This is a genomic window from Chitinophaga sp. (assembly GCF_019236475.1).
Taxonomy (GTDB): Bacteria; Bacteroidota; Bacteroidia; order Chitinophagales; family Chitinophagaceae; genus Chitinophaga.
The window spans coordinates 535,927-558,132 of sequence record NZ_JAFAIX010000009.1 but is presented as its reverse complement, the minus strand read 5'-3'; the positions used below and the strand labels follow the sequence as shown (position 1 = coordinate 558,132).

Annotated in this window: 12 protein-coding genes; 8 read left to right on the top strand and 4 right to left on the bottom strand. The window is 34.4% G+C overall.

Translation table 11 applies throughout. The annotated features are described in order from the left end of the window. Positions 1-152: 152 nt before the first annotated feature. From JO154_RS13530 to JO154_RS13520, 3 genes are read right to left on the bottom strand one after another with little or no spacing between them, the layout of a single operon-like run. Entirely contained in the window at positions 153-2,849 is a 2,697-nt protein-coding gene (locus JO154_RS13530) for a glycoside hydrolase family 2 protein (protein ID WP_291946299.1), read from the bottom strand. Positions 2,850-2,882: 33 nt separating this feature from the next. Further along, entirely contained in the window at positions 2,883-4,292 is a 1,410-nt protein-coding gene (locus tag JO154_RS13525; protein ID WP_291946297.1) for a RagB/SusD family nutrient uptake outer membrane protein, read from the bottom strand. Between the two features lie 28 nt (positions 4,293-4,320). Then, positions 4,321-7,431, bottom strand: a complete 3,111-nt coding sequence (locus JO154_RS13520; protein ID WP_291946295.1) for a SusC/RagA family TonB-linked outer membrane protein — start codon at positions 7,429-7,431, stop codon at positions 4,321-4,323. Between the two features lie 325 nt (positions 7,432-7,756). Between JO154_RS13520 and JO154_RS13515 the strand changes: the two genes are divergently transcribed. The 6 genes from JO154_RS13515 to JO154_RS13490 all read left to right on the top strand — a co-directional run bounded on the left by JO154_RS13515 (position 7,757) and on the right by JO154_RS13490 (position 17,657). Beyond that, positions 7,757-10,477, top strand: coding sequence for a prolyl oligopeptidase family serine peptidase (locus JO154_RS13515; RefSeq protein WP_291946293.1), 2,721 nt, complete (start codon positions 7,757-7,759; stop codon positions 10,475-10,477). A gap of 472 nt (positions 10,478-10,949) precedes the next feature. Next, positions 10,950-11,189 (top strand): hypothetical protein, encoded by a 240-nt coding sequence (locus tag JO154_RS13510; protein ID WP_291946291.1) that lies wholly within the window; start codon positions 10,950-10,952, stop codon positions 11,187-11,189. Positions 11,190-11,332: 143 nt separating this feature from the next. Next, positions 11,333-13,951, top strand: a complete 2,619-nt coding sequence (locus JO154_RS13505) for a lanthionine synthetase LanC family protein (RefSeq protein WP_291946290.1) — start codon at positions 11,333-11,335, stop codon at positions 13,949-13,951. A gap of 191 nt (positions 13,952-14,142) precedes the next feature. Continuing rightward, complete coding sequence (locus JO154_RS13500; RefSeq protein WP_291946288.1) at positions 14,143-14,484, top strand: hypothetical protein; 342 nt, start codon at positions 14,143-14,145, stop codon at positions 14,482-14,484. 185 nt (positions 14,485-14,669) lie between these two features. Further along, complete coding sequence (locus tag JO154_RS13495; protein WP_291946287.1) at positions 14,670-17,342, top strand: TonB-dependent receptor; 2,673 nt, start codon at positions 14,670-14,672, stop codon at positions 17,340-17,342. A 21-nt stretch (positions 17,343-17,363) separates the two neighbouring features. Next, positions 17,364-17,657: a hypothetical protein gene (locus tag JO154_RS13490; protein WP_291946285.1), complete on the top strand. Its 294-nt coding sequence runs from the start codon at positions 17,364-17,366 to the stop codon at positions 17,655-17,657. A 1,172-nt stretch (positions 17,658-18,829) separates the two neighbouring features. On the opposite strand, the gene JO154_RS13485 is transcribed toward JO154_RS13490, so the two are convergent. Next, positions 18,830-19,666: a hypothetical protein gene (locus tag JO154_RS13485; RefSeq protein WP_291946283.1), complete on the bottom strand. Its 837-nt coding sequence runs from the start codon at positions 19,664-19,666 to the stop codon at positions 18,830-18,832. A gap of 150 nt (positions 19,667-19,816) precedes the next feature. Here JO154_RS13485 and JO154_RS13480 point away from each other — a divergent pair, with 150 nt between their 5' ends. Together JO154_RS13480 and JO154_RS13475 are read left to right on the top strand one after the other, a co-directional pair. Further along, positions 19,817-21,061 (top strand): CDP-alcohol phosphatidyltransferase family protein, encoded by a 1,245-nt coding sequence (locus JO154_RS13480; protein WP_291946281.1) that lies wholly within the window; start codon positions 19,817-19,819, stop codon positions 21,059-21,061. A gap of 59 nt (positions 21,062-21,120) precedes the next feature. Next, positions 21,121-21,906 (top strand): PhzF family phenazine biosynthesis protein, encoded by a 786-nt coding sequence (locus JO154_RS13475; protein WP_291946279.1) that lies wholly within the window; start codon positions 21,121-21,123, stop codon positions 21,904-21,906. The last annotated feature ends 300 nt before the right edge of the window (positions 21,907-22,206 follow it).

Here is a 22,206-nt window from a genome sequence, read left to right as displayed (position 1 = left end):
CGCCTACTATCACTAATTGTTATAATAAATCTAGTGTTACTTTAAAATTTGGATCAGGAAGAATCCCAACCCGTTCAGGTATGGCTGACCACTCTAAACCTTGTACTGCTGTAGAATGGCAACCATTATTCATGACCGATATACACATAAGTTTAGTTCTTTGTAGAGTCTGGAGTAGGCCAGGTAGGGAGGCCGGACTCCATTTTGCGGAGATTTTCAGATATTTCTTTATTCCCATTGCTCCCTTCTACCGCTTTACGTTCCCATTTTATTGCTTCTTCTTTGTTCCCGGATTTATACAACAGATTTGCATACGTATCTATTGAATCACTGGAACTGTCCTTATTTTCGATATTATACTTCATCACTTCCGCAGCAAATTTAAGCACTGCCGCATCACTAACCTGTTCAAATACACTCCAGGTAATATTATTTATATGATATACACTATGTGTTTTTGCAGTTTTATAGTAATTCACATATCCTTGAGCAAAGTCCTTCCAGTTTTTATGATCGAGATTGTACACCATTACAGTCCCCCAAACATATTCACTATATTCATCACCATACTTTTGTTGCACCTCCCTTGTGATTTTTTGCCAATCCACCTTGGATGAAGGTATTGAGACATATGGGGTAATGTATTCACCTCTTATTACAGACTTCAATACTTCCGTTATAGAGCCAGAATCAAGGACTTGTTCAACATGTGCCTTATTCTGTGTCAGAAAAATAAATCCGGAACTTTTTGAATTGATAGTACAATTTTGAATAAATTTTAAATTTGAATAGGAGAACGGGTCAGATATAGATTTAATGAAATAACCTGAGACTAGCTCCACATTTGGAGTATCCTTTTCTCTCATTGCCATTAGAACGAGCCTTCTTACAAATGCAGAATCCCTTTTACCATTATTAAAATCATTTAAATAATCAGAATACTTGTCATCAGTATCATCCAAATCCATTAAAGGCCCAATGTTAAAAATTGGATTCACTTTATCATTATCTGCAAATTTCCAGAGCTTTGCATTTGACTTTCGAATTAATTTGGGATCTATCTTTACAATTTCTCTATCATAAGTAATGACCCCATTTTCCTCCGTCTCCACATCAAAAGGTTGGGTATAAATTGATGCACTTATGCCTTCTCCTTCTAATTTTTTCAAAACTGTCATCATAGAATCGTATATCAACGGAAGCTCTCTTGGTTTCTTACTGGCATATCCCCAAGTCTTCAGATCATTCCACTCATGATAGGGAACAGAAACGTTGATTCCACCAAACTCTCCGATAACTTTAATCTTCCCCCCATCCTGTGGTACCCCCATAGGAAATGGGTAAGTATGAATATCAGCCATATCACTGGCCACCCATGGATCTTTGGATGGCAATCTTAACTTATTCCTCACGTATAAAAGTTCTCCCGTGTGACCATTCACCAACCTTGTTGGATCCAGCTCTTTTACCCATTTTGTAAGTCGCTCTTGATCATAAGCCCCCCAACGTTCGTTAAATAAAACCCAGGTTACGATAGAAGGATGGTTATACAACTGGGCCAACGTTTCTTTTAATTCTTTTTCAAACTCTGGCCTTGACCCCGGGGGTAAAGTCGGAGGCGGATTAACAAAATCCTGCCATACTAATACCCCAATACTGTCTGCATAATAATACCATTGTTCCGGTTCAACTTTGATATGCTTCCTGATAGTATTAAACCCGAGGGTCTTAATAGCCTTAATATCAAATATCATAGCTTGGGCATTAGGAGGTGTCAATAAACCATCTGGCCAGAAACCTTGATCCAGTACACCCAAATTAAAATAATATTTATTGTTGAGAAAAATCCGTGATGACCCGTCAGGAAGCTTTCCAACGGAAATTTTCCTCATACCAAAATAGCTCGTTACTTCATCTATTACTTTTCCTCTATCAATCAATTTCACCTTTGTTTTATATAAAAATGGATCTTCGGGACACCATAGATGGGGTTTATCAATCTTTATATCAATTAATCCCTCCGCATTACCTTCACCTTGTGCGACAACTATTCCCCCCTTCAATACTTCCACTTTAACCACCTGATTCTTATCTTTATTATTGACTAAAGTCTTAATACGCACACGGTTCCCATCAATATCAGGAGTCACTTTCAGATCTGAAATATATTGTGCCGCGACCTCTTCAAGCCATACTGTTTGCCAAATCCCAGAACTTGGAGTATAGTAAATATTTTCCGGATTTAGTACTTGTTTACCATGTGGGTTTATTCCCCGGTCGGAAGGATCAAACACTTTAACCACCAACTCATTTTCATTCTCTTCTAACTGGTTGGTCACATCAACACTAAAGCTGGTATACCCCCCTTTATGTCTTGCAACCTCTTTACCATTTATGAAAACTGTAGCATCCCAATCTACTGCTCCGAAATGCAGAATCACCTTGTCAGATTTCCTACTTAGTACAGGTTTTTTGAAATATCTTCTATACCATAATATATCATTTGGTGACAGGGTCCTTTTTACAGTTGATAATTCTGACTCAATAGGAAATGGAACTAAAATCTTTCCCATTGAGTATTTAAAATAATTTGTACTAGTATCCGAAATACAATAATCCCAACTGCCATTCAGATTTTGCCATTTACTCCGAACTAACCCAGGTCTAGGATAAGTATTACAAGCTGTGCTGTCAGCCACTTTCTTACCCCACTTGGATTTCATGCTCAAACTTTTCAGTTTTAAGTCTGAATTAGAAGATTGAGCAAGAACGGATGAATAAAATACAACAGTTAAAAAGAATGTACTAAGTAATACAATAAATATTCGTTCTTTGATTACGATAAGCATAATAATAATTCAAATGGTTATTATGAATAGAATTTAATATCCAGGATTCTGTGACAAAAGTCCATTTCTAGAAATCTCCAAACTGGGTATTGGAAAAAGAGCCCAATTATTACTCCAGGTGCCTCCTTTAATCGGGCAAACAATATTCATTACACTATTCAACTTACCTGATCGTTTCAAATCGAATAGTCGGTTTCCAAATTCAGTAAAAAACTCCACCCGACGTTCATGAAAGATTGTATCAATTAAAGCCTGTTGAAGTATACCAACTACTGGTTTAAGCCCTGCTCTAAACCTAACACTGTTTAAATCTGCAATAGCAGAATCATTTTTTCCCATTTGCGCTCTGGCCTCAGACCTACATAAGATTACATCCGACAAGCGAATAAGTGTTAATGCTTCAGAGGGGGTTGCTTCCACCATATTCGCCTTATACTTATAGGGATAGGAGAATTTCTTTCCTCCTGCCAAAGACACTTTTATCCACGTGGATAACCGCAAATCATTGGGCTCAAATGTATTTAGGAGAAAATTGCTTAAATAGGTGACATTTGTATAATTATTATTTCCAACTGAAGGTGGAACAAAAAAGTAAGCTTCCTCTGTAGATCTCCCTGACAATACACTTTGCAGTTGGAAAATAGATTCTTTACTATTAACCTGAAATACGGAGCCAAGTGGTACTAAACCAAACAATTGAGATTTATTTATTACGGTTGTAGCTTCCTGTTCTGCATTCCCCCATTGGTTCAAAAGAAGATACACCTTTGTCAACAAAGCAGATGCCGCATACTTACAAGGCCGATATCTACTTGATGATGTTACGGTTAGATTTCCAGACAAAAAAGCATCACTCAAACTATCTCTACTAGCGGACAAATCACCTACCAAATGTGTAAGCACCTCTAATTTTGACACCCTAGACACTCTGGAATTGACTGTATAATCTACAGATAATACTAATGGAACATCTCCATAAAGATTAACCAAGTAATAATACATCAATGACCTGAAAAACAATAATTCACCTATTAATTGTTTTTTCACAACAGAACTTAAGTTACTAGACTGTGAAACACCAATCAATGCAGCATTACATCGGTAAATATAAACGTAAAAAGTTCCCCAATACTCTCCTCCATAAAAAGTACTATTCAGTTGATTTCTAAAATATGCAGTTAAGCCTACATTAGAAGTTGATAATGGGTTAAGTTCATCAGTATACAATGATCCAGTAACACTAAGTGATCGGATTCCTGACGGAGTGGATACACTTTCTGAGGCCAAACTCCCCATAATTCCAGTTACAGCTCCTATTGCGGTACCCTCTGAAGAATACACATTATCCATATTTATACTTGTAATTGGGGGGCCCACCTCCACCAATTTTGTACATGAATTAAGTACTAACAAGACTATTATTGAAGCAATACCATATTTCATATAAAAATCAAATTGGTGATATAAAAAATTAGAATAAAATTTGACAACCTAATACAATTGTTCTGAGGCTAGGTAAACCAAGTGAATTGGGAATTTCCGGATCAAGTCCTTTATACTTTGTAATCGTAAAGATATTTTGACCCTGAAGATAGACCTTGGCACTATTAATATTTACTCTATTCGTGACTTTGGTAGGAAGCATATAAGATAGGCTAACGTTCTTAAGTCGTAAGAATGAACCGTCTCCATAAACATAATCAGACAACAAAGTATTAATGTATGGCATAATGATATTACCAGATACACCTAATTGCTGAATTGGTGCCTTATCCCCTTTTGTCTGCCATCGCTGTAATAAATCTACGGGTTGATTGGTGGGCCCTGAAACTGGTATACCGTATCCAATTTTCAGATCATTCTCACTTACTTGTCTGGTGTATTGAAAGAAAATGTCTAATGATAATCCTTTATAAGTAAAGGTATTCTGCAAGCCACCAAAAAAGGTAGGAGCCAAGTTAATAAACTGTGTCCTATCTGTCACTGATAAATTTGTAGCTATATTACCGTTTTTATCGTACTGTTCATAGAGCCCAGTTTCTGGATTTACTCTTGCAAACTTATAAACTTTAGTTCCTGTAATTGGTTCTCCGACAACATATGTATTTGCATAAGTAGAGTTTGCTATATTATCAAACCGAACAAGCCTATTCCGAGGGAATGTTAGATTTACAGCAGTTGTCCACTTAAAATTAGATGTTGAACAGTTTATTGAACTCAACATTGCTTCCCAACTTGAATTTTCAACCAACCCTGGAAAGTTTCTAAGAACAAATCCAGATCCAGTTGTAGAAGGAAGTGCATAATTAATAAGCTGATTAGAAGACCGATTCCGTGTATAGTTGACATTTGCTGAAATTCGACTATTCACAATGGAGAATTCCAAACCTGCAGTAAGCTTTCGGGTTTCTTCCCACTGCAAATAAGGATTGGGTATTCCAGAGACGTTTAATGAAGTAATACCTTGATAGGGAGAAGTATAAGAAATGGGGTTATAAGTACTTAAATAACGATAATCGCCTATTTGATCATTTCCAGTGGTACCATAGCTTAACCGAAGTTTGGTGTATTGAAAGAAGTTTATATTTTCCTTAAACCAGTTTTCTGAAGATAGTATCCACGCTCCTCCTATTGACCAAAAATTATGAAATCTGTTCTGATCCCCAAACCTAGAGCTACCATCTCTCCTGGCAGTAAGATTCAATACATACTTCTCATCTAATATATAGTTAATCCGACCGAATAATGCATTATACTTATAAGTTGAAATTGTATTAAAATCAACATTAACCTTAGCAGCTTGCCTAATATCTGTCTGAGTTACGTCTGATCCAAACCCCGTTCCAATCAATGCTAGGCCATTTCTGTTTTCTTGTTGAATGCTCGTTCCAATAATCGCATCCAACTTTCCTCTCCAAACTATTGAAGAATAATTTATCTGCGGTTCGAGACTCCAATTACTAATTCTATTATTTGAAGTACTTGCTGATCGCAGCACATTTGGCCGTGAATCAGGCGCAACACTATTTAGAGAGGCAAATGTATAATCATTTGCGTTCATAAAATTGTAACCTGAAACCAATTTTACAGACATTCCCTTAAAAACCTCGTAGGACATCTGCAAATTTGTCAACAAATTAGAGGTATTAGAAACATAGGAACTATATAATCCAGCAAGCGGATTCATAAACGTGGTTTTTCCTAAAGAGTTAGTCATCCAGTTTAAAGAGCCATCACCATTGTATAATGCCGGTGCAGTTGGTGGCGTAGCAATAACATTACTAGTTATATCGATCCTAGGTAATCTATTCTTATCAACCATAAAGCTCACCAAAGTACTCAAATGAAATCGATTATCGTTCGAGTTAATATTTAAATTAGCATGTCCACTACCTTTCCTATCTATATTATCAGTGAATGGTGACTTAAATATACTTCCCTGGGAACCATAAGTTAAACCGACAAGATAGGAAGTAGTCAAGGTTCCACCAGATACAGATGCATTAGCAGTAGTAAAAGGAGCACTTTTTCCAAGTAATTCCCTCTGCCAATTTGTATACCTTGTCGTATCCCAAAAAGTTAAATCAGGAGTATAATTAATATTACTAAGATCACTACTTGGAACTATTCCAGAATTATTAAAAGACTCTTTCCTAAGTTTATTATAATCTGAAGACCCAACCATTTTCAAATAATGTGGCACCATTGACCATCCTGTCTGAAAGTTAACATTCCCTTGCATTTTCCCACTCTTCCCTTTTTTGGTAGTTATCAAAATAGCGCCATTAGCAGCTCTGGAGCCATAAATAGCAGTTGCATCCGCATCCTTCAGGACATCAATACGTTCAATATCTGCTGGATTTATAAAATTTAATGGATTACCATTCTCGCCAGTGGTGAATTGAGTACCTGAAGTGCCTAATATATCTCCATAATTCTTCAATAATTGCGATGTATAAGGAACTCCATCTATAACGTAAAGCGGATCATTCTTGGCAGTTGCCGTCAGCAAGCTTGTACTCCCCTGAATGGATACTTTCACCCCTCCGCCAGCCACTCCGGAGGCTGGAGTTATTACAACTCCGGGAACCCTTCCTTGTAAGGCCATTAATGGATTTGAGACCGGCTGTTTAGAGATTTCATCTGCAGTTACTGTCGCAATATTACTAGTATTAAATCGCCTGGTTGTAGTGCCATAGGCAATAACCACTGCTTCATCTAATTTGTTAGATGCCCTGGTTAACCTGACAAACAATAATCTTCCTGTAGAAACAGGCACCTCCTTTCTCTCGTATCCAATATAGCTAAATATCAAGGTAGAGGAGGAATTGACTTTTTTAAAATAAAAGTTTCCCTGAATGTCAGTAGTAGTACCTTGTCGACTTCCCTTTATCATTACTGAAACACCTGGGAGGCCCATATTATCTTCACCATTAACTCTACCCTTTAATCCTTCACTAAGGGATGTATCAACGGAAAAAGCAGAAAATCGATTTACAGGAATTTCCAATTTTGTACCTGCAACCACCCTACAATAAAAAGAAATAATTAATACAAGATTTATGTAAAATCTACTATTCATAAATAATGCTTTTAGGATTATGCAGTCATTATACTTTCCAATAACGAACTAGAAAACCTAAAAACAGTACTATTAGCTTAACAATGTATTAACCAAATAGATGAGAACGAGGTTATCGAACATATTACATAAGAAAACAGTGCCCAAAAGTCTCCACTGCGAATAATTCACATTGCAGATAACTTAAATTTGGTTTGTAACGCATTCATCCATAGGACAAACAGATTAACATATGAATAACCCGCAACAGAAATTTACCAATATGATATTCCTTTATCTTCAAGTTAATATTCCAAAAACCAACTACATTTTAAATCAATACTAAATGAGATCAAATTTCTGTTCAAAATCCCCCAATCGCAAAAGACTGTATTATATCATCAGATATATAGCAATATTATGCACACTTTCAATTCAAGTATACTCACAACACAAACCACCACTTAATGATGAATCCTACCAAAATTGGCCATCTGCAATGTATACCTCTAATGCGATTAGTGATGATGGGGAATATGTGTGGTATACAGAATACAATGTACCCATAGGACAGAATACACTAATAATACAGGCAACAAAAGGGGATTGGAAATTTGAATCACAGAAATATAAGACTGCGATTCTAATCAAAACAAAAAACGAATCTTATGCAATTTTATCAGATGGAGATACACTGCAATTATTAAAGTTAGGTACATCCACCGGGAGAATATTCCTGGGAAAGGCTCCTATAGTTGGATACACTTCCTTCAATCAAAAGGATATAGCCAAGTGGCTTATATACAAAGACAATAATAACCAGTCCATGAAATTTCATAATCTGGACAATGAAAATGAAACTGCTTATAATAAAATGACTGAATGTAAAACACTTGATATCCCAAACACATTCCTCGTAACATTAACTATTGGAGACTCAAAAAAAATAGGAATTTTAAACCTTGCCAACAAAAAAATTGATACAATCGTCACAATTCCCACAAAAAGTTCTATAATAACCGAATATTTGCATTCAGAAATAAATAAAAAGTATTACATAAGAGTTTCGTACAAACAAAATGGAAATAAAAACCAAACAAATGTAAGTATCTACTCCTACGACATAAAATCAAGAAATTCTAAGGTAATTTTGAATAATGACATTTTGGGAGCAATAGATTCCACCTCCATCATCTCCTCTTACTTCTGGGGACTTACCTCAGATGATAACATTCTGTATTTTTTTGCCGACAGATATACCGCCGTCAGAAATTCAAATAAAGCAGGTAGTTCCGGAATAATATGGAAGTATACAGATCGTCACTTAAAACCTAATACAGGAGAAGGCCAACTATTGACAAAGGCTTTACTTTCAACACTCAACCTAAAAACGAACAAGATAAGGATAATTGGATCTGAAAATAGCATGCTCGCTGTAAACCAAATGACAGGTAAACATGGCATATCAAGCGGAAAAGCAATTATGTATTCTTTTCCCAAGCTAACTTACCTCGATAATATGTACAGATATAAAGATAGCATTACATCAATTTCCGTTTCACTTTACGATGGAACTAAGGATACGATTGATTTTCCCTTTGGTGGATTCCAATCCTTATCACCTAATGGGTCATACCTAATATCAGCTAATAGAGATAGAACCAAATTTTCATTTCATAATTTGAAAGAAAATGAAAAATTGAACATTAATATCCCATTCAATATCGACAATAATGATCCTGATATTCCATTTAAATATCTTCCGAATATGGCAGGATGGTCACCATCAGGAGATACCGCATTTATATATACCAAATATGACATTTGGATGGTCACAAAAGAAACTACCGACAACCCAGTTAATTTAACAAATGGATTTGGTGAAAAATCACAGATAAAATTTAGATTTCAAAATGAAAATCAAATCATTAATCTATCCTCCGATAGTATACTATATGCATTAAATCAATCTAGTAAAAATAATGGTTTCTATGTCCTATCCAATAAACGCAATCAAGATCCAAAAGAGTTATCTATGGGACCTTTTTATTACCATTTCCCATCTGTAACAGATGAGCTCTCTCTTCTTATCACATCTACGGGTAATTATTTACCTCCTATTAAAGCTAAATATGCCGAAGCATATATACTAGGTAGGTCCACCGCAAGCAAAACAAGAAATATTGTTTTTACAGCAGACTTAAAAACATTTTCAGAGATAAGCAAACTTGCCCCTGAATACAAATTCAATTGGCTAACATCAGAATTGGTAAATTGGGAGGTTAAGCCAGGAATCTATCGTCAGGGAATACTTTACAAACCAGAAGATTTTGATTCCACCCGAAAATATCCTGTACTATTCTATGTATATGATCAATTTAGTAATGCATTAAACGCTTCTTTAGTACCAAGTAACCTCAATAATGGCTGTGCAATAAACATACCTTATTATGTTAGCAATGGTTTTTTGGTATTTTGTCCCGATGCCTATATTCAGAAAGGGGATCCTCTACAAGGAGTAGCCAAAAATATCAATCAGTCAATCATGGCTTTAAGTAAGAAAATATATATCGATACCAGTAGGCTCGGGATACAAGGGTGCAGTCAGGGAGCAGTAGAAGTCAACTTCATTATCACTCAAATAAAAAAATTTGCGGCTGCATGCTCTGCATCAGGAATGGCGAATCCTGTTAGCATCTTAAACTATCATGATGCCAACACGTACGATCCATACTATAATTATTTCACAACAGGAATGCGATTCGAGAAAGAACTCTATGAGGATAAAGATATCTACATAAGGAATTCGGCAATATTATATGGAAACCAGGTACAAACCCCCCTATTGCTTATGCACACAGATAAAGATGGTAGAATGCCAATATTTGACATCATTCAATTTTTCACTGCACTAAAGAATGAAAAAAAACCAGTTTGGTTACTGGAATACACTGATGGAAGCCATGGTGTATGGGGGGAATCAGGCCTGGATTTCAGTAAAAAGATGAATCAATTTTTCAACTATTATTTAAAAAATCAAGAACCACCAGATTGGATGATGCCATAAAATAACCTAGGCAACCAGATATCCAAATCCAACTATTAAAGCGAACTCACCATTACTTCAACAGTAAGGTAGGAAGAATGTTTCTTACCATAAAATTGAAGTAATGGTGAGTTCATTTATATAGCCACAACTGATAGTAATGTAAAAATTATCAAATTTAAAAAAATCTACTTCATTTAGGAAATTTATGAAACATTATAATATCTCCATTCTAAACTCAAACATTCTTCCTGAGTAAAAAAACATTTCACCAGGGCCACAATCCGATCAATTAATAAACTTATTTATTTACCTAATAAAAATCGGCACCTTAAAACTAAGAATACATACATAAATTTCACTACAAAATACAAATGCAACTACTGCGATGACAATACAGCATCTATTAATACCTTGCCAATATATAAATTGAATATACTCTGCCATTCAAATATTCACATATCCAAAGTTCTTACCAATAAAATCAAATACAATGAAAACAGCCCAAAAAATTTCACTAATAGGTATAATGGTACTTTTTTCTGCTGCAGTATTAGCATCAAAAGCAAGAACTCCTCGTAAATATTACAGACCATTCGTACATCAGCAAGCATGTACAATCACCACTCTTTTATTCTTAACTACAACAGACATTTCAGTAGGGGAACCATACGAGATTGCCACCATACCAACAACAGACAGCTGTGTTCAATACTGTGTCGGAGACAATTAATGAAAATTTGAAGCTAAAAGAAATCTTCAATCAAACTACTCAATACCAAGTTATGAAGGATATCATCATTCCTTCATAATAACTCCTATTACGGTTATAATAAATACATCATTAATATCATTGATTCTATCACATCAGAAGGTATGAGCACACAATTCAATCGCATTGATATCCAGCAAAATACTAATATTGAAAATTACGAACAGTATATCCAAAAATTTAATACGCCATATCAGGCTAATGGTCATACTTTAAAAGTCGGATCGTCTGAAGTAGGATACGGATGGACATTAGTGCTTTCTTCTAATCAAAATGAATTAGAAATCCTAATTCAACAAATACCACCCATTCTTATAAATTTAAAAGTTGCATTTGAGATGCCGGCAACTAGATCTCAGGCATTCAATATTCTATCAGGTCAATTTCCAGAAATATTTAATCGGGTTATAACCATCTACCCGGATTCAGAAATAATATGCCAATCCGTAATCGAAAATATCAAATCGATAGTTTCGGATATGAGATTCACTCGGATTCCAAACACATTGCACCTATTCAATAATCTACATATTGTATTAGGATATTTCAATCAAGTTTATACATTGGGGGTAAATGGAATGATAGATAGAGTCGCCATATTACCGAACGGTGGTACTCTGAAAATAAATCAGGAGGAGGATTACCAAAAGTCACTTAAGCACTACCCTTCTATTTTCCCCCCTGCGACAATACCTGAAAAAATAAAAAAAAATATTAGCAACCAAACTTTAATAACTAGGGAAATAAAAAAGAATATTAATGGTAATGTGTATCAAGGTTTCTTCATTAAAAAGTGGTATTGCATCAAAAAATGTATTATTAAAGAAGGATTTAAAGGCGATTTATTGAACATAAACAATAAAGATGCTGCCGACAACATTAATTGGCAATATAATATTATCAAAACTCTTGGCAACAATGATGCTTTTGGAGAAGCATATGAATTGGTGCAAGAAGACCTAAAATCATACATTGTGGTTGAATTCCTAAATGGAAAACCCTTGATTGAAATATTAAATAAAACATATCAAAAGCACTCTTGGATTAAACTGGAAAGGGATGTAAAAATACAATTATTAACTATACTTTCAAATGCAGCCCAAACAATCGCAGAAATGCATAATAAAGGTATTATCCATAGGGACATATCTCCGACAAATATTCTGATACATACAATCAACAAAATAAAAATAATCGATTTTGGCCTTAGTTATAATCTAAACGACCCAATTGGATCACAATCATCTTTCATGGGAAATACTCCAGGATATAGGGATCCATTCAATGAAAATAATCCTGTGATCTACGAGGATATTTATTCATTAGGTGCGCTTATTATACATGTAACAACAGGAATTTTCCCAAGTTTCGTGATATCAGAAAATGAAGCAATTTTACAAAAACGGTTACTCTACCTGACACAATCAATCGAAATTACAAATCTCATTATTAGCTGCTTGAGTGTGAATAATAATAATAGACCTAATGCCTCAAAGATTGCATTAACTTTAGAGTATATAACTATTAATATTACGAAATCTAATACAGATTCTAAAATAAGTACTGTTGAGAACAAAAACTTAACAGAAAGCATTCAAAAAGCTATATCGAGTCTAAATCATAATCCATTTACTGCAAACAGTATATGGACGTCTCTTCCCTACCAGAGCAATATAAATTCGCCAACACCTCAAATGCAACGAATTATATCACCGTGGCTATCCTCAGGAATATCAGGAATTGTTATTAGCCAACTATCCAATATAACAAAAGAAGAAATTGAAAAAGATGAGGACAACTACAAATGTATTAAAACAAACATTGATTACTTAGTAAATCTTACTAACAATAGCAGCGAACTACCCATTGGGCTATTTAATGGATCTTATGGAATTTTCATGGCTTTATATTATGCAACTAAACTAGGCTTCATTTCCCCCGAACAATTAGGAGAATTCTACACAAAAACGCTACAAAACAAAGCAATAAATTTTGGAATATCCAACGGATCATCTGGACTTGGTATTTCTCTATTACATGCTAAAAAATACTTGACAAACAATAGTATCGATCAAGAGTTATCCAAAATAATTGAACAAACAAAAAGTTTCTTATTAAAATCAAACAATTCAATCAATTTAGATCTATCAATTTCCAATGGATTATCAGGAATTACCTTATTCTTAATCATGTATTACAACTATACCAAGGACAAAAATATTGAATCGACTATTCAAACATGTATTAAATCTTTAATGCAAAGATTACACCAAAAAAACAACCGGTCATTTATTAATGGAAAATCGGGAATAGCATTCACATTATTAAAAGCATACTCCACTTTGAATAACCCCACGTACAAAACTGCATTTATCGACATAATGCAAGATGTGCATATGTGGAGTAGCAGAGCAATCTTAAACTACGCAGATGGATTGGCTGGGATTGGGCATGTATTCCTAGATGCTTATCATACTCTTCAAGATACTGAATGGCTATGCAAAACAACTGAAATAATTAACTACCTATATTTATTACAAAATGATTTTCCATTAAGCATTTGGTATAATGATGCGGCTAAAAATGTATCAGCAGACCTAATGAATGGGAATGGTGGAATTCTTACTCTATTAAAACGATATATCAATATTGAAAAACAAACCATCCATCCAATTTTCGAATTGGATGGATGGTCTAGTACAAATATGAAATTCAAGCATTAGAGATACCTAAACTTTCATATTTAAAAATAGTTCTTATAACATCATTTTAACAAATAAAATTTATTATTTCGACATAACTGATAATATAGCTGCAGTGCCATCATTTATCTTTATACAATCAAATTATTGAAAAATAACCCTTGATATTATCTCAGATAAAAATTCAAATTATTCAATCATAAGATATCCGGATGTACTCGAAGGAAAAGCCTTCCTCCAGCGGGTATTATGTAAGTGAAGGCATAATATTAATCTCAAATTTAGCTTTTATTTTAAAAGCATTTAAAATTATGAAAAAAGCGAAATTATTACTGGCTGCTGTTGGTGTTATTGCTGTTGCAAGTTCTGCTCTTGCTGCATTCGCAAAAATCCCTCACCTTTTCTACAAACCAGATGTGTTTGGAAATTGTACCGTTTCCACTCTTTTAACTCTGACTACTGCACCTCAACCTAACCAACAAGGTGTAGTTACTAATTTATCAACTACACGCACGGAAGCACCTTGCACAATTACAGTTTACACTACTAATTGATTGTAGTTTATGTAATCGGTTGCCCAATAATGGGCAACCGATTATTAATTAATACTCGGTCAATATAGCTACATTAAAAAGGAAACTTTCACCTTCTCCTAAAAGAATAAAACCATTTATATTAAGGGTATCAAAAATCCCAAAAATAATAAGCTTATTCGGAATAACCATCAACCCTGTTTAGAATGAGAAAGTATAAAAAATGGTTACATTCTTTTTTCTGTGTAGCAATCCTCATTTTAATATTAAATACCTCGGGAGACGCTTTTGCCCAAATCTTTAAAAAAGACACATTATCAGGAATATTAATTGATTCTATATCAAGAGATCCAATTCCTGGAGCAAGTCTTATTCTGTTAGATTCTATTAATCATCCTTCAGCATCTACCATAACTAATTCGGATGGAAGCTTCCGAATCTCTCTAACTCCAGGAAGATGTATCCTCTCTATTACATCTCTTGGATATAAATCCAGTCGCATTGTCATTCAGGCAGGAAAATTACCACTGAACAACAATCCAATTGTAATACTATTACATCCCGTAGGAATAGCATTACAGGGGATTACCATATCTATAGACCAACCTCCAATAAAAGTAAAAAATGACACTATAGAAATAAAACCTTCCCTTTTTTCCGCTAGTGAAAATGACCAATTAAATGAATTATTAAAAAAAATACCAGGAATGTCAATCTCGGCTGATGGCACATTAAGTTATAATGGGGAGAAAATTGATCTGCTTACAATAGATGGCAAACAGTATTTTGATAGCAATATTGCTTTAGCTTTAAAAAACCTTAGTGGTGACATTATTGACAAAATACAACTTTTTCAAAGAGATATTGACTTATCAGAAACCACCTCTATTGAGGATATGAATAAAAAGAAAAACATATTAAACATCAAATTAAAATCATCAAAAAAAAATAAAATAGTCGGAAAATTAAGTGCAGGAAAAGGAACAGAAAAATACTACTCAATAAATAGTAACCTAAATAAGTTTTCAAACAATTCTCAATTCAGCGGAATACTATCATTGAATAACATAAGTAAACTTTCTGAAGAGAGCAACAATTCCCCTATGGGTCTATCCACCATCCAGAACTATGGACTAAATATTAATAACTCTCTATCTCAATTTTTGAATATTTCTTTCAATGGAATTGAAAATATACAATCTACTCAAAACAGTACCAATTCTCAAAAATCAATTCAACTTTCAGGGTACAGAAATAAAATAGAGCAAACTAAAAACTCTGACGATTTAACCAACTCGTTTAAAACAAATGCTAAGATAGATTACAAAATTGATTCTTTTATATCAGTCACTCAAATTATCAAACTATCAAAAGAGAATAATACCACTACTACTTTTAACAGTTTTAACAATTTCAGTGGATTGGATTCTTCTACAATTCTCGGGGCTAATAAAAGTTCGTACTCTCAATCAAATAGCATTCTAAATTTATCTACTCTTTTGACAAGAAAACTCAGGAAATCTCGTGGCAAAATAGATCTTCGTTTAAGTTTTGACAATAGCGATGCAACAGGAACCAATGATTACCAAACCAGCCTAAAATACAGTGACGGTAGGCCCATTGGAGGGCAAGATTTAAACAGACAAAACAACTCAAGAAATAATTTCAAAACAATTGGGCTCGTCACAACGAGTAGGATAAATCTATCAAATAATTATTCATTAAACACTATATATTTGCTATCTGTGCTTAATACTACTTCCGACAACCAAGTTTTCGATTTTGACACAACGCATAAACAATATATAATTCCAATAGATTCGTTAAGTATTCACCAACTGACAACAAACACTACGAATTATGCTGGATTTGGAGTATCAAAATCCAATTCAACTGTAGAGTTTAACATTACTTTTAATTTTTTTACTATTTCACAATATTTGAGAGGTGATAAATTTCCTTCAATAAAAAGGAATTCTACAAATATTTATCCTTTTTCCAGTTTTACTTACAAAATTAATAGCTCAAACAAAATTCGCCTTACTTCCATTTCAACAATTACCCCCCCAAGCGAACCACAACTATTCTCCATACCGGATTATGGTAACCCAATTTCACTACAACTTTCTAATAAAAATCTTAAAAATGAACTAGACACAAAAATAAATCTGACTTATGAACGCCTCAATCCCCAAAAACCATCCTCTTTTATAATCATGTTTAACTATGGGTTCATAAAGGATAAAATAACAAATTCACTAACAATTGATACTCTAGGCCGGCAGATTAATCAATTTATAAATATAAATGGGTCAAAAAGTTTTTCTGTTAACTCATATTATTCCAACTCTACTCCAAACAGAAAATTTCGTTACACTTTATCAGCGACAGCGGAAAAAGTAGTCAACCCAATAATTGCACAAAATGACTTTGGAAAAACAGGTACTACAAATATTTTTGGAGCGGCGAACATCTACTACAACTATAATAAAAAATTTGAAATAATCAGCGGCTTTTCAGTAAATCATACAAATACAGTTTATTATTTTACTAATCAATCAAACAATAGTGCGACCTTCTACATCTTCAATCTTAACATATCAGCTGAATTACCCTGGGGACTATCCATAAATGCCAAATATAATAGAAGTGTTACAAATAATCTGCAAACCGGGTTCAATCACCCCATAGATTTACTCTCCGCATTCATTACTAAGAAAATCATTAAGTCCAAAGCAGAAATCAAGGTATATGGTTTTAATTTATTAGACATAAATAATAATATCCAACGCACTATTGGACCAAATTTCGTCGAAGATGTGCAGAGTACAACTATGCATAGGTTTGTTATGGCAAGCTTTATTTTTTATTTTAAATAACTCTAATCGTATTATAGAAATATGATATTCTATAAATTTAGTTGGCTTGTAACAATCCTATTGCAACTGCAGGTATTCCACTTGCATTATTTGCAAGGCATTACCAACCATTTTTCCGAATGGAATCAGATGGAAGTATGGAAGTATAGGCTCCCTTTAATTAGTAGTACCACCGCTTTTAGAGGATTCAATTATTTGTTAAGACTTCGTTATGCAGATCCGCATACGCCAACGGCGATAGATATCCCAGAGCCTTATGGGTCTTTCCGTATTGTAATCTATACACCATTGTTCGCTAATGGCCCTCACCTCTGAAAGTCGATGGAAGATGAAGGCATTTAGTAATTCTCACCTCATACTACCAATCTTTCGTTCGATATAGGCATTTTGCATTGGCCTATCAGATTCGATATACTGTAAGGTAATTCCATTTTCAGTGCAACATTACTGCAGGGGATAGCTGATAAATTCACGTCCATTATCCGCTCTAAGATTAGCCGGCTTCCCACACCTTGCGACAATCTGGCTCAGCACGCTCTGATTATACATAAAGATGGTAATGACGTACCTACCTCTATCACCAGTGATTCACGATTAAAGTCATCAATTATATTCAATAACCGGAATTGCCTGCCATCAGCCAGGCTATCACTCATAAAATCAACACTCCAGGCCTGATTAGGTGCTGTCGGAACGACTAGCGGCTATTTAACCTGTTCAGACAGTTGTTTCTTACCTCTTCTACGAATATTCAGCTTCATGGCTGTATACACCCGAAAGATCATTTTATGGTTCTATTTAAAGCCTTTATTCCACAACCTGTAACAGTATTGCCAAAAGGCTATGGCAGCATGCTTACCCGTTAATTGAGATAAAGCATCTTGTAATTCTCTATCATCTTTAGATTTTGAATTATACAGACAAGTAGTGAGGGAGATACCTATCAGGCTTGAACGTTTTGCAGTTTCTTAGCTGTTTTTCAGTTGTTAAATAAACAACAGCTTCCCTTTTTCCTGCGGTGTCAGAGCTTTTTTCTATCAGATTCTTCAAGGCCCGGTTCTCCAGGCTCATTTCGGCGAACATCTTCTTAAACTTAACATTTTCCTTCTACAGGTCGCGTATTTTCCCTACATTACTTACTTCCATACCTCCATATTTTGCCTTACAGTTTATCTTTAAATCCGATGGCCGAAATTTGGGAAAGCCGACAAGATGGACTGTCAGACAAGCATTTATTTTTGAATAATTTATTTAAGTTTCCAAATAGTTTTTCAAAATTATTTTATCGTTTCGGACGTGAAGTCTTTTACTGAAAGCCCTTGCTCGCAAGCTGGTTGGCGAGTCTAAAATTGTTAAACTTTGGAGTGGCGAGTTTTTTATTAATTTGCTTACAGAATTCTCGATCTGTATTGAGATTTTTGGAGGACTCGATGAAATCTTGTAGCTAATGGTATTCATTTGGGGGACTATTTTTTCGTTTATAGACTCTAAAAGAGTAACCTGTGTAGTCTTTTTATAGTCACCTCATCAGCTGTATACCCACGCCCATGTAACCACTTTCTATCATTAACCATATAGCCTTGGCCTCTATTTAATTTCAGTGTGATAACATATTTATCTATCTCCCTACTTATATCATTTACCCACCAATTTTCTTTATTGTGCAAGGTAGAAAAGAGATCATAATAGGCGTGGTCATTATTTACAACTTTATCTTTGAAAAGATTTTTCACATGGGCTGCTTTTTCTTGTGGAAAATTGGGAATCGACTTGATAACTTTATTTAACAAAACGTCAACCGGCAGCAATAAGGATGTACCTTGGTTGCCTTCTGGAACTTCATCAAAAATATTCCATAATTGCGTTGGAATATAAAAATCGCAATGGATAGGAAAGGTATTATTAGGTTTCGCGGTAGAAAGTGGCGGATACAAAGAGCCCATATTATCACTTCTTCTTGTACACAGAACAGCCCTGATACTAGAGAGTAAAAAACGGAAAGCCTCTGAAGAAAAATACTCGCTTATAATTTTGTCGAAAAAAAACAGCTCATCTTTTAGCATTAATTTATTGAATGCCTCACTAATTTCTTTAATGAGTTTGAGTGCCACTGGATTTATTCTTTTTATATCAACCGAATATGTTCTTGCATTATCTATTGTCTGGAATGCAATTTCATCCGGAGGGCCATATTTCTGCGCTTCACTTTCAATTATCTTTCCCTTATTTAGTATTTCGTCTGACCAGGTGAACCATTTAGCGTTGTTTGCTTTGCTTATTTCAATATGTTCACTAGGAGAGGGTATTTCTTTAAATAGTTTCATGATTAGGAGTTTAGAGGTTAATGAAAGCATAGGTAAGTAATTTACTTTATAAGACTGTTATATAGATACAGTGCATTAATATATATTTATTATTAAATAGCATCCTTCAAGCTCTCCTTATCAATTTTTCTGTACTCTCAATTAACTAAAATGGACAAAAAAGACTTTTCCACCGATTCAATAAGTACACATGATATTAGGTATCAAATCTTAACAAAAATAGCTGAATACAGTAATAACAAAATTGACGAAACTCAGCTAAATCTTTTTATTGATACCTATCTGTCACTAATAGGAATGAACCTACAGAATCAGCAATTGATTAGCCAAATCTGCTACTCAATTCGCTTACAGGGAGATTTTGTTACCCTCAATAGTGTCTCCGCTGCGTTTAAAGATTGGGGAATACCAAATGAAATAGCTAAGTTTAATAAGGAAACAATCTTAGAATCACACTGTTCGACACTTGGCATGCTCATTAATCCATTAGAATTAATTATTATTCTGAATCTAAATAAAACCGGGATTATTTACTTTAGCTCAAAAGGTAAGCTTAATCATAAAAAATGGATGCACTTAGAAAACAGGTGGACTGGGCAATATTTAGTTTTAGATGCTATTCCGATTTCCAAAATTAGGTTTAACCGCAGTTCTGAAAATCCACCAGCACCCTTGCTTGAGCAAGCCAATTTTGAAACTAAGCACATAGATCTTATTAGTAAAACGTTTAAACAAAGAATGGGAATTTACAGTATTTTCGGAATGCTTATCTCTCCAGTGATCCAGTTTTTATATAAAGCTGGGATTAGTCCTAATATTCTAACCCTGATCTGGATTATATGTTCATTTTTAGCAGCAGGTGTTGTGACCTTTCAAACAACTGTTGGTGTACGTATTTTGGCAATTGTTCTGATTTTATGCAGCTACATACTCGATTGTTGTGATGGTGCGCTAGCGAGATTAACAAAGAAGGAATCTACATTTGGTGAGTATATCGACAGGCTTGGTCATTGGCTTGTGCAACCGATTTTTATAGTTTCGGTTGTAATTTGTTGCACTCAGGCAGAACCAAGTATAAACATTGCTTGGTGGGGATTAGCATGTGTTGTTGCTAATGCAACATTCAATCAATTATATGCTGAATATATTGTTAGATATAGTGAAGAAAGAGCTACGAAAATATTGTGGTATCTGTATCCCATTAATCCTAATATTTTCATTATTGGACTAGCTTCGAATAGACTTTACCTTGCATTACAATTATTAACACTCACCATGACTACATTTATCATCGTAATTATTATTATTGAATTAGCAAAATTTCATACTGAACAGAAAGCGAGAAAAAAAGTGTACAAAAACTATTTTACTGCTTCAACTGAGCACAAACAATGATTAATTTTGTCATATCATAGTTTCCACTATTTTTGGATATCCAAAATATAATTTACGTTATGAAATTCACTTTTTACCAGATTGACGCTTTTACACATGCTGTGTTTGGCGGTAACCCAGCATGTGTTGTACCATTGAACAGTTGGCTACCTGATGACGTACTTAGAAAAATTGCCGCCGAACAGGGAGTACCTGAAACGGCCTTTTTTATTCAGAGAGAAGAGGATATTGAATTGAGATGGTTTACACCAGAATTCGAAATCGACTTATGTGGTCACGCAACCCTTGCAACAGCACACGTTCTTAAAACTTTCTTTAATCGTCCACAACCTATTAAATTTAATACATTGAGCGGCCCCCTTACTGTTACTTTTGCTGAAGGAAAATTCTATTTAGACTTCCCATCCAGAAAGCCTGAGCTTGCTAAACTTCCTATCAATATAAAAAAATCATTGAGCGTACAACCTGTGCAGGTATTGAAAGCCCGTGATTATGTTTTGGTATATGAGAACCAAGCACAAATTGAAAATATTAAAATTGACAGAAAATATTTTGATGAATTAAATCTTGATCCAGGTGGGGTGGTCATTACTAGTCCCGGAATAGATTTCGATTTTGTATCCCGTTATTTTGTTGCTCAGGCTTCTATATTTGAGGATCCAGTAACCGGATCTGCACATTGCTCATTGATACCCTACTGGGCGGAACGATTGGGCAAAACCGAGTTAAAGGCAGCACAGTTGTCGGATCGAAAAGGCTTTTTGCATTGTTTAAATCACCAGGAGCGCGTACTCATTGGTGGTGCAGCGAAAACATTTTCTACTGGTAATTTTTGGATTGAATAAATTTAAATCAATATGAAGAACGAACTTTTCACCAACATTTGATAGTAAGTATTATTAGAGCCTGCAGTTATGATATAATTTTTCCCTTAATGATACTAAAAATACAGAATCAAGAGAGATAAAGGCGGATCAGTGATCAACAATAATTTTGAAAGGTTCGGATTTTTAAGTGATTCTCCTAGTATTATTTTGTCAAATCAAGTAGCTAATATTTAATTTAGTGGATTGTTATCAATTTGGAAAGTAATTTCATATTGAAAGCATAAATACTGTGAACCCTTCATCAAATCATTATAGTAA

Coding starts and splice junctions, on each gene's coding strand:
- JO154_RS13515 (WP_291946293.1), top strand. CDS start 7,757: ATGAGATCAAATTTCTGTTCAAAATCCCCCAATCGCAAAAGACTGTAT.
- JO154_RS13485 (WP_291946283.1), bottom strand. CDS start 19,666: ATGAAACTATTTAAAGAAATACCCTCTCCTAGTGAACATATTGAAATA.
- JO154_RS13525 (WP_291946297.1), bottom strand. CDS start 4,292: ATGAAATATGGTATTGCTTCAATAATAGTCTTGTTAGTACTTAATTCA.
- JO154_RS13475 (WP_291946279.1), top strand. CDS start 21,121: ATGAAATTCACTTTTTACCAGATTGACGCTTTTACACATGCTGTGTTT.
- JO154_RS13490 (WP_291946285.1), top strand. CDS start 17,364: ATGATATTCTATAAATTTAGTTGGCTTGTAACAATCCTATTGCAACTG.
- JO154_RS13520 (WP_291946295.1), bottom strand. CDS start 7,431: ATGAATAGTAGATTTTACATAAATCTTGTATTAATTATTTCTTTTTAT.
- JO154_RS13505 (WP_291946290.1), top strand. CDS start 11,333: ATGAGCACACAATTCAATCGCATTGATATCCAGCAAAATACTAATATT.
- JO154_RS13495 (WP_291946287.1), top strand. CDS start 14,670: ATGAGAAAGTATAAAAAATGGTTACATTCTTTTTTCTGTGTAGCAATC.
- JO154_RS13510 (WP_291946291.1), top strand. CDS start 10,950: ATGAAAACAGCCCAAAAAATTTCACTAATAGGTATAATGGTACTTTTT.
- JO154_RS13500 (WP_291946288.1), top strand. CDS start 14,143: ATGTACTCGAAGGAAAAGCCTTCCTCCAGCGGGTATTATGTAAGTGAA.
- JO154_RS13480 (WP_291946281.1), top strand. CDS start 19,817: ATGGACAAAAAAGACTTTTCCACCGATTCAATAAGTACACATGATATT.
- JO154_RS13530 (WP_291946299.1), bottom strand. CDS start 2,849: ATGCTTATCGTAATCAAAGAACGAATATTTATTGTATTACTTAGTACA.